This window comes from Oligoflexus sp. (assembly GCF_035638955.1).
In the GTDB taxonomy this organism is placed as follows: domain Bacteria; phylum Bdellovibrionota_B; class Oligoflexia; order Oligoflexales; family Oligoflexaceae; genus Oligoflexus.
Map to the genome: position 1 here is coordinate 1 of NZ_DASQYZ010000127.1, position 4,617 is coordinate 4,617.

Sequence of the window (4,617 nt, forward strand, 5' to 3'; positions counted from 1 at the left end):
GGCCTTGATTTGGCTCCAGAGCGCGTTTCAGTTACGACATCCGCGTGCGGATATTTCCTGGTTAAAGCCATGACCTGGGCGTCCGTACTCTGCCCATCCGTGGAAACACGTGAATAAATATAGAACGCCATGAGTCACTCCCTGACTGGCAAATAATTCGTCGAGTTGGTTTCCAGTTTGCCATCCTTGCTGGACAGTTGGCAACCAAACGTCCGTTTGGTTTACATTGGCAACCAACTCAATGATTTATTTTACAGATATGACTTTTTTTTGAGCAGAATTTGGGATCACATCAGTCATTGAAGAGGACTTTGAACGACCAGTGCAGAGGACTTTGAATTCTGACAGAACTATAACATTATGACTTGCATGTTCTTTTTTTGAACATTTTCTAGCAGCACGAATTCTTTGACTTTTGGCGACGACCTTTCTATCTTGAATCATTGAATTAAAGACCATAAGTCCAATTTGGATTTCTCAAGGACGAGGGTTCTATGGATGTGTTCTGAGTGAAAAAAGGGGAAACGCCGTTTTAACGCTTTCCGGCACCTTTTAAGACCCGAATGACTTTCACCGCCCGACGACCGTAGAAGTGCTCATAAACGAATTTTGCGCGTTCTTTGACAACCGAGAGCATCTTCCTAATGTTGAAGCCGCATCCAGCCAGGACGGGGTTCATCTGATCTCCAAGACGGCCGCGCAGAAAGTTCCGGCCCATCCGGTGATCGTGTTTGAGATGCCCGATGATCGGCTCCACCGAGGAGCGCCGCTTCATCCATTTTTTTGTGGGTCCGCTCCGGCTGGCTGCACAGCCTTTGACAAAGGTCTTTGTCATTCCGCATTCCTCTTCGCAGCCCCGGTAGCCCTTGTCCAGGTAGACCTCCTTGGGCCAGAAGCCATGGATCCTCTTCACAGTCCAGACTGTGTCGTGAAGGGTGCGGACATCCGATATCATTCCGGAAAAGGAACGGGCTGTCAGAAGCCAGCAGGAGCGGGCTGTGGTCGCTATCGAAACCTTGCTTCCATATTTGAACCTTGGAAATACCTTGCCTTTGACGAAGCAACACTCTGTAGGTTCATGGATGCTGTAAACCCTTGGCGCTTTACCTTCAGCGCCTCGGAGCACCTTTTCTGCAGTGGATATCAGTGAAATGAGCTTCTCTGAAAGATCCACACTTCGTTTCTTAAGCGACCGGATAACGCGTCCTAAATAGGTTCTAAGGTTTCTCAGAAATTTCTTGGCATTCTTCTCGTCTTTCCGCTGTCTGCATAGTCTGTATTTGAAAAGGGCCTTATCGCCTTTTCGCTCATAGGAATTCTTGAATTTGAGACCAATGCGTTTCGATTCTTTTATGAGCTTCTTTCGGATATCCTGGAGAGTTTTAGTGGTATTGGGTCGGGCAATATTCTTGGGCTGCGTGGTGCTATCAATAACGACCTGATCAAATTCCTTTTTGTTGATAATGCCATGCCGCAAGCCTACAGCAATGGTTTCATCCAGCATGAACTCGGCACCGACTTCCTTGATGCGCTTGCGCCATTTTACAAGAGTTGTGGAATGGCAAGGCTGCTGATGTACCAGATACTCATAACCACAGAAATATTGCCAGACAGGAGTCTCGGAAAAGCGGGCGAGACAGGCGTCATCGCTCAAATCGAAGGCGTATTTCAAATAGTGCAGTCCGATCAGAAGTCTTGTGGGACAGGCCGGACGGCCACGCGAGGATGCATACTCGGTTTTAAAAATCCCCTCAAATCGTCGCCAATCAAGCATTCGAGCGACAAGAACGAGGGGATGAAGCGGATCCACGATCGCGGCAAGAAGAACTTTTGGCGCTCTTAGTGTTTCGGGGTCGAGGCTGTCAGGAGTTGGTTCCGGTTTCATCGAAAATCGTCCTAATTGTGGATAAAAACGAAACTTTCTCAGGGATTATAGGGATGGAAAATGAATGGAAAAATCAGCAGCAACAACCAGTCCAGGAATTATTCAGGGGGAACATGGATCTCAATAAGCTTGCTGAACTGCTTCGGTTTGACCAGGACGAAGAGATCGATCTATCTGTGCTCGCGGCCGAACCGACAAGCACAAAGCTGTGGACGGACGGATTTCAGCTCAGCCCCCGGACTTGCATCCAGTATTTTTCAAACGCTCGAATTGTCTCTTCGGCAATTGATAACGGCTGCTCACAAAAGGCCGTGGCCGAGAAGCTGGGGATTTCAAAGCAGGACGTCAGCCGTTATCAAAAGGTCGCAAGGCGGTGGCCCCCTGAAGCCTCAAATCTGATTGAGGCGCACAAGAACAGAATCTCGGCCGGCACCATTGTGAAGTTGGCCAATCAATCATTTTATGATGTCAGGGGTGGTGATCCCAGGGGAAAGCGCAAAAAGCCATCGCTCCTGGCCACTATCCGTGCTCTTGTCAGCGGAAGAAAACGGCCGGGATCGATCCGGGGAAGTGAAGCCAAGGCCGAGGACTATCGGCAGCGATTGATCCAGGAGACCGAGCGCAGCCAGCGGCTTGCGCAGGAACTGCGAGATCTTAAATCATCAGATTCCATCGATCAAATTCGGCGCGAACGAAGGAGATTACTGCTGGAAAATGAGCGGCTGAAAGCCACACTTACAAAGCATGGAATTAGTACCAGCCAGCAGCAGAAATTTGGCAGCGTATCTTTGGATCCAAATCTGAATTATCTCCTGTCGCTCTTTATTGCCAAAGTCCAGGCGGCAACCGAGATTGATGAAGAACTTGGCATCCTCGTAATTGGTGCAGGCAGCAAATCAGGGATCGGCAATGTGTTGGAAAGGTTGATTTCTTGACCTTCTTTTTGTCTCTCACTGTTGCTTGAGTATTATTTCAAGAATTGCTGAAAGAATCTGATCCTGAATATCGAGAGAATAAATGGCTTCAGAAAAAAGACGGTATCGGCAAAGGCAAAAGCCCAAAGAGGCTATTGGCTGCTATAAAGAAGAGAGATCCGCATTGCTTGATGAGCTTGCCAATAGTGAAAAAGAGGAATTAGTGCGGATAATGGATGTTGCTTACGAAGTCAAGACAGCTCAGCAAAGAAGAACTGTATTTGGAAAACGACTCGATAAACTCAGAATCAAGGCTTTCCCTGGTGAATCGCTCCTGCGGGAGATTGAAAAATTTCGTGATGACTCAAGCAATGGGAATTACTATGCCCCGTTCGATATCGACTCCCGGAATTTCACCTTCATCCCCCCCGAAACAGAAGAATGGTTTGATCGTCTGGCAGATTTTTTTAATACCGCTATGTTGCTTGTTGACCAGGGTCAATATCAACTTGCATACGATGCCTTCGGTCTCATCTATGAATTGGTCGGACTGATGGAGTCGGGAGATGAAATCATTTTTGCTGACGAATATGGTTCCTGGATGATTCCGGTCCGCGAAGATGATTGTATCGCAGCCTACCTGAGGGCGGTTGCTCAGATGGAAAATGAAGACGACTTTACCAACACTGCGATTGGTTTACTTAAGCGGGATGAAAAGCAAAGCTTCACTATCAATGTTTATCATTCAGCTTTGGCCGCAGGATCCCCGGAACAAGTGGCAGCTTTTGTTGCCAAAGTTGAGAAGCTGGGACTGGCAATTCAATTAGCCCGATGATAAGGGCATCAGAATTGTGCAGCAGTTGCTGCACAATTGGAAAAACACAACAATGTCCAATAAAAACCAAATATTACCAGGGTATTCTGAGTTCTTTACGGCTTTGAAAGAGCATATCGCCAGGGCTCAAATCAGGGCTGCTGCAGCCGTCAATTATGAACTCCTTGCTCTATACTGGCACATAGGCAAGGAAATACTCCAGCGACAAAAAGCCCAAGGATGGGGAACCCAGGTCATCGATCGTCTGTCACGTGACCTCAAAACCGAGTTTCCTGGACAGGAAGGATTTTCCACCAGAAATTTGAAATATATGCGGAAGTTTGCAGAGGTCTGGCCTGATTTTCAAATTTTACAGGAAGCCACTGCCAAGCATTTGGCCTGGGGACACCACATGGTGCTTATGGACAAACTCGACTCCCAGGAATCCCGAATCTGGTATGCGCAGCTCGCCATTACGAATGGATGGAGCCGGAATGTTCTCGCTCACCAAATGGACTCAGGTCTCATCGAGAGACAGGGACGAGCTCCGACAAATTTTCAACACACCCTGCCCACACCGCAATCTGATCTGGCCCAGCAGATGTTAAAAGACCCTTATAAACTCGAGTTCTTGACTCTACAGCAGGATGCCAAGGAGCGGGATCTGGAAAAGGCTTTGATCGCAAATATCAGAGACTTTCTTCTCGAACTCGGCAACGGATTCGCTTTTGTTGGACAGCAGTTTCATCTTGAGGTGGGCAGCGACGATTTTTATCCTGATCTACTGTTTTACCATCTCAAACTCCGCTGTTATGTAGTCGCCCATGCATAAGATTGTGGGGATTGCCTGTCCTAGCTTTAGACACCATAATCAACGAAATTTTCTGCAAGAGTTTGCAGCCAAAGCCCGATTTTTCTGGTGATTTTAAATGAAGCCAAAGCCGTCAATTTTTACTGGTCCAATGCCAGCCGTCCCGGCCACAAAGACCAGACTTTCTGATCTG

The 4,617-nt window shown here is 47.7% G+C and carries 5 protein-coding genes; 3 read left to right on the forward strand and 2 right to left on the reverse strand.

What is annotated here, in order from left to right; all coding sequences use genetic code 11:
• Both VE954_RS44230 and VE954_RS12705 read right to left on the reverse strand, forming a co-directional pair.
• On the reverse strand, positions 1–131 hold a 131-nt coding region (locus tag VE954_RS44230; protein WP_414699001.1), incomplete at its 3' end, for a recombinase family protein.
• 401 nt (positions 132–532) lie between these two features.
• A complete protein-coding gene (locus tag VE954_RS12705) occupies positions 533–1,885 on the reverse strand; it encodes an IS5 family transposase (protein ID WP_324953254.1) in 1,353 nt (450 codons plus the stop codon).
• Between the two features lie 113 nt (positions 1,886–1,998).
• Between VE954_RS12705 and VE954_RS12710 the strand changes: the two genes are divergently transcribed.
• From VE954_RS12710 to VE954_RS12720, 3 genes are all read left to right on the forward strand, one after another.
• Positions 1,999–2,820 carry a hypothetical protein gene (locus tag VE954_RS12710; protein WP_324953256.1) on the forward strand — a complete coding sequence of 274 codons (822 nt, stop codon included), beginning with the start codon at positions 1,999–2,001 and terminating at the stop codon, positions 2,818–2,820.
• Positions 2,821–2,902: 82 nt separating this feature from the next.
• On the forward strand, positions 2,903–3,634 hold the full coding sequence (locus VE954_RS12715) for a hypothetical protein (RefSeq protein ID WP_324953259.1): 732 nt from the start codon (positions 2,903–2,905) through the stop codon (positions 3,632–3,634).
• Positions 3,635–3,686: 52 nt separating this feature from the next.
• Positions 3,687–4,445 carry a PDDEXK nuclease domain-containing protein gene (locus VE954_RS12720; RefSeq protein ID WP_324953261.1) on the forward strand — a complete coding sequence of 253 codons (759 nt, stop codon included), beginning with the start codon at positions 3,687–3,689 and terminating at the stop codon, positions 4,443–4,445.
• The last annotated feature ends 172 nt before the right edge of the window (positions 4,446–4,617 follow it).

What these genes read in the sequence shown, in the direction of transcription:
- VE954_RS12720 (WP_324953261.1), top strand. Translation starts at nt 3,687, where the DNA reads ATGTCCAATAAAAACCAAATATTACCAGGGTATTCTGAGTTCTTTACG.
- VE954_RS12710 (WP_324953256.1), top strand. Translation starts at nt 1,999, where the DNA reads ATGGATCTCAATAAGCTTGCTGAACTGCTTCGGTTTGACCAGGACGAA.
- VE954_RS12715 (WP_324953259.1), top strand. Translation starts at nt 2,903, where the DNA reads ATGGCTTCAGAAAAAAGACGGTATCGGCAAAGGCAAAAGCCCAAAGAG.
- VE954_RS12705 (WP_324953254.1), bottom strand. Translation starts at nt 1,885, where the DNA reads ATGAAACCGGAACCAACTCCTGACAGCCTCGACCCCGAAACACTAAGA.